General features: G+C 49.9%; 4 protein-coding genes. All 4 read right to left on the reverse strand.

What is annotated here, in order from left to right:
- Positions 1-241 precede the first annotated feature (241 nt).
- Positions 242-481 (reverse strand): hypothetical protein, encoded by a 240-nt coding sequence (locus IE099_RS20260; protein ID WP_189574549.1) that lies wholly within the window; start codon positions 479-481, stop codon positions 242-244.
- A gap of 1471 nt (positions 482-1952) precedes the next feature.
- Positions 1953-2369, reverse strand: coding sequence for a hypothetical protein (locus IE099_RS20265; protein ID WP_189574551.1), 417 nt, complete (start codon positions 2367-2369; stop codon positions 1953-1955).
- A 140-nt stretch (positions 2370-2509) separates the two neighbouring features.
- Positions 2510-3049 (reverse strand): metallophosphoesterase family protein, encoded by a 540-nt coding sequence (locus IE099_RS20270; RefSeq protein ID WP_189574553.1) that lies wholly within the window; start codon positions 3047-3049, stop codon positions 2510-2512.
- Between the two features lie 129 nt (positions 3050-3178).
- Complete coding sequence (locus IE099_RS20275; RefSeq protein ID WP_189574555.1) at positions 3179-3679, reverse strand: hypothetical protein; 501 nt, start codon at positions 3677-3679, stop codon at positions 3179-3181.
- Positions 3680-4411 lie beyond the last annotated feature (732 nt).

Genomic DNA, 4411 nt, shown 5'->3' on the forward strand with positions numbered 1-4411 from the left:
GCTGTTCTTTAGCTTCTTCCTCAGCAAAAATCAATCCGAGCAATAGCATCGCGCTCAAAATGAGATAGGTTATTAGTCTGCAACGGCTCATTTTCAGTCGAACGTTCTAGCACACCCAATCCGACCGACTCAGCGCACTTTCACTACTTCTAACACGTTCCCTCCTCCAGTCAATCCACCAACTCGCCAGCGCGGTCGGATTTGTGGTGCTGCGCCTTGTTGTGCATTGGTTGCGACGTCGTCACGAAGAAAGCGCATCGAGCATCCCTTCAAGCGCATCTGTCCTGATAGGATCCTGACTCTGACTAAGCTCCTTCTTCACAGCCAGCAGCAAGCTTTCCAGTTCGGCACTCGTCGCCTGCTGAAGCTCAGCAAAAATCCATTCCAAGAGCTTTAAATCATCGTCTTCCCGATCATCAGACCCTTCGACGCAGCCCAGATAAACCACAGCCTCAATTAAGACCTTTTGCACTACGTTCATCGCAATTCGACCTCGAACAATCCTCCTGTAAAATCTTCAAACGCGGAAACCTTATCACCATCAAGCGATAGGCCATAGAACTCAACTCCGCCTGGTTTTAGCACATATTCGATTGCTCCGACCTTAGCATACTCTGTCCGTCCGCCAATAGATTGGAGCGCTATCGTATCACCAGTTATACATGGCGAAGGTTGGCTCACGGAAATCGAAGTTAGGATAATCTGTGGACCGTCCGTAATCTGAAACGCAGTCTCTATGGCGTATCGAATAGCGGACTTCATTTTAAGCACAACGTTCAAGCACACCCAATCCGACCGACTCCGCGCGCTTTCAACACTTCTATCACGTTCCCTCCTCCAGTCAATCTCCGACTCGCCAGCGCGGTCGGATTTGTGGTGCTGCGCATTGTTCGCTGTCAAAATATAGCAATATCCGAATTCTTCGTAGACCGCCGAAACTTCTATGACGGGAAGCCCTCGTTCAAGCTTCGTCAATAAAACCTTACCTGTCGCCTGAAGAGCACTGCCTTGTTACCGGACTTCGTCAAAACCCCGTGACGGCAACAAAAACCTGCACGCCTTCCCTCACCTGCCTGCCCATTCTCACCTCATCGTTGACCTCGAAACCAACGTCGATCCAATCAAACCATCTGGAACAAATCCGGGGAGCCAACTTGGAGTGCTCCTCTAAAAATCCAACGTTCCACTGCCTCGTCAAAGCAGAGAGAATCGCCCCAATAATACGATTCTAAGCGAACGTCTCAGCACACCCAATCTGACCGACTCAGCGCACTCTCACTACTTCTATCACGCTCCCTCCTTCTGTCAATCTCCGACTCGCCAGCGCGGTCAGATTTGTGGTGCTGCGCATTGTTCGCCCTGCCTTATTCTAGCGCCGGATCAGACGGTCCGATCACAGGCCAGATATAGAGATCTCCACTCCGTAGTCGGTCAATCACCAGTCTCGTTGAACGAGAAACCCCTTCTGCATCAACTCCATCAAGGAAATCGAAGTAGATAGCCCTTGATTCATAACCGCCGTCCCCAGTTCTAATCCTATCGCAACGCAGACTAAACTCAAATTGTGGTGTCGCTTTCTGTGTATTCTTCGAGTCAGCACGAAGGTGAACCAGTTCGATTTGTGGATAGATCGTCAAATTATAGAGTAGACCTCCAAATTCGCACAACAGCTCGTGCGCTTCGTATTTCGGCTCACAATCGAGCGCAACAAACTGAGACTCTAGAATATCCTCAATATCTGTGGACGACCACTCAGTCATACTTTTCAGCGAACGTTTTAGCACACCCAATCCGACCGACTCTGCGCGCCTCCACTCCTTCTATCACGAACCCTCCTCCGGTCAACCTCCGATTCGCCAGCGCGGTCGGATTTGTGGTGCTGCGTATTGTTCGGCACAGGTTGTATGCGGCTGATGAAATAAGCGTCCCCCTATCATGGCCACGACAGCGCTTCATAGTTTTGACTCCGTGTCTCGCTCTTGCTTCTTGGTTCGTGAGTATTTCGATATCGAATTTGGACGTTTGTATTCAAGTAGGAGATGCTTTTCTCGGCCTTCATCAGCGAGGATCACCTCAAGATTATTCTCGGTCCGCCAATGAGCTGAAATTTCGAAATCCCCAGCGACATAGATAAAATTATCATCGAGAAGCGGGGATTTAGAATTGTTCGGCTCAAAAACGAAAACTCGAACTGTCTTCTCTGATACTTCTGCCACTGGACCTGAAAATCCGACGGAGATATTCATTAGAATCTCTGACGGCAACTCGCTGTTCTCGGGATAGCGGAAATGCTGAAAGGAATACGCTCCACCACTCTTGCAGCCATTTAGCACGACTAGCGTACCAATAAGGGCAAATAGTCGAATCATAGTCTTCATTTCAGCCGAACGTCTCAGCACACCCAATCCGACCGACTCAGCGCACTTTCGATAGTTCTACCACCTTCCCTCCTCCCGTCAACCTCCGACTCGCCAGCGCGGTCGGATTTGTGGTGCTGCGCATTGTTCGCTCAGTCTAGGTCGATAGCAGCCTCGCCGAAGACACCAATCACTGTCGTATCACCGATTTGACTACGGTTATTGGAATGCTGGTGACCATGAAGAAAATATTTGGGCTTACTTCGCTCAATGTAGTCAGTAAATCCATGAAAGCCCTGATGAACATCTTTGTCACGCTCATGAACTCCTGCTGGTGAATTATGAGCAACGAAAACGTCAACTCTTGGGAAACTTCTGAGTAGGCGACTAACTTCGAATTGCTCAAACATGTGATGACCTTTGGGCTTGTATTTCCAAGAACCGTTGAAACCACCAAAAAGGAGTCCTCCGATTTCTGCTACCGTGAAGTGAAGAGGAATCACAAAATCCGCAAAGTCTTCGTTAGAATCATGGTTGCCTCGGACTGCCACTACGTTCTTGCAGTTGTGATGCTTAAACGCCCTCTCAATCGTGTAATCCCACAGGTCACCGAGCGAAACCAAAACATCACCTTCTAGCGACTCTCCTTTGGCTACGAGGCTGTCGTCATCAGCTATGGTGATTAAGCGCATCTTTTTAGCGAACGTTCAAGCACACCCAATCCGACCGACTCAGCGCGCTTTCGATAGTTCTATCATGCTCCCTCCTCCCGTCAACCTTCCTACCCGCCAGCGCGGTCGGATTTGTGGTGCTGCGCATTGTTAGCGTCCCAGCGTTTCGGTCATACTGTAGCCAACTGTCACAGATTTGGCAGCCACATCAGGAATAAACACTAAAGAAATGTAACCCACCAGGCCAGCTTCCACTTCATACTCTGCTTTGTAGAAGTACTCAAAAGAAGGTTCGCTAGCCCATTCAATCTCATGCGCCTCTTGAAATTCAGACTGCACCAGTTTGAGAAGTTCCCCTACAGGGAGACTCCCAGTCTTACCTACGTATTCAAATCTTCCAAGGTACTCAGAATAGGGTGGAAACTCTGACGGTCCGGCCCTTCGTAATCCGGTCCCACTTACACACACCCAAGGAACCAAAGTTTCTCCGTCGTCGTTGACAGGAAGAGGATCGAAATTAAAGCCATCAAAGAAACTAGAAGCATTGTAATGAGTCGGCAATATAACGATAGATTCCGAAGTAGCCCGCTCTTCACAACCTGTGATTGAAAGAAAAGCCGCAAGAACAGCTACTAGTCTCAAAGTCTTCATTTTTGCTACGCTAACGTCTCAGCACACCCAATCCGACCGACTCAGCCCGCTGTCGACAGTTCAATCACCTTCCCTCCTCCCGTCAACCTCCGACTCGCCAGCGCGGTCGGATTTGTGGTGCTGCGCATTGTTCGGCACCGACACGATTGTAGCTGTTCCCCAAGCCTAACCGCCTAAGATTCAAAGCCTCTAAGGACCTCCCCCCACGCCCACAAAACAAAGCCATTGTTCCCTCTACATCGCCAGCCTGCAGCGCTGCCTACCACTAGTATCCAAACCCGTCAGAAACCCAGATTCATCAACAAAATACTGCCTCGTTGGGTCTCGAACTCGCCCTTCCCCCATCGTCTCTGTCGTTCCCTTCGGAGATTAAACCTCGAACTTGCCTGCATTCGAAAGATGTCGAATCACTTCGCAACCTCAAATGCTGCTCGCCGCTAAATCGATTCGTCAGGAACTACTCCTAACGTCGTTCCGCTGAATTCAGGAATTCTCGCATCCAACAACGTCCCTCTCGGATGTGAATCATAACACAACGGTCTGTCCACTTTTTGCCGAACGTTCCAGCCCTGCTGAACCGACCGCTCAGAGAACTTCGCTACTTCTACAGCCTCCAAGCATACTCTCAACCTCCTAGGGGCCAGCGCGGTCGGATTCAGCAGCGGCGCATTGTTCGCCTTTCTGTTTCCGGAAGCCTCTAACCCAATCAAAAAATAGGCGGCCTATGAGGAG

Source organism: Roseibacillus persicicus (assembly GCF_014651675.1).
Taxonomy (GTDB): Bacteria; Verrucomicrobiota; Verrucomicrobiia; order Verrucomicrobiales; family Akkermansiaceae; genus Roseibacillus; species Roseibacillus persicicus.